We start from the raw sequence: 380 nt of genomic DNA, 5'->3' as shown, positions 1-380 counted from the left end.
ACGAGGTCGATCGACAGGAACGTGGTCGAATTGCCGGGACCGCCGCCGGTGACAACGAAGGGCTCGGTATAGATCATGAAGGAGTCCATGAAGCGCAGCAGCACCGCGATCAGAAGCACGCGCTGCATCTTCGGCAGCTGGATATAGCGGAACACCGCCCAGCGCGAGGCGCCGTCGATCTTGGCCGCCTGGTAGAAGGCGTCCGGAATCGAGACCAGGCCGGCATAGCAGAGCAGAACGACAAGGCTGGTCCAGTGCCAGACGTCCATGATGATGATCGTCACCCAGGCGTCGAACGGATCCTGCACGTAATTGTAGTCGATGCCGATCGCGTTGAGGTAATAGCCCATCAGACCTATGTCGTTGCGTCCGAACACTTG

1 protein-coding gene is annotated in these 380 nt (G+C 59.5%); it reads right to left on the bottom strand.

Annotated elements, in window-relative coordinates:
- The coding region (locus EN807_RS33095; protein WP_135937985.1) for a sugar ABC transporter permease at positions 1-380 on the bottom strand (380 nt) is incomplete at both ends.

The sequence above is a fragment of the Mesorhizobium sp. M5C.F.Ca.ET.164.01.1.1 genome (assembly GCF_004792125.1).
Taxonomy (GTDB): domain Bacteria; phylum Pseudomonadota; class Alphaproteobacteria; order Rhizobiales; family Rhizobiaceae; genus Mesorhizobium; species Mesorhizobium wenxiniae.
The sequence above is the reverse complement of the archived record's forward strand: the minus strand, read 5'-3'. Positions and strand labels throughout refer to the sequence as shown.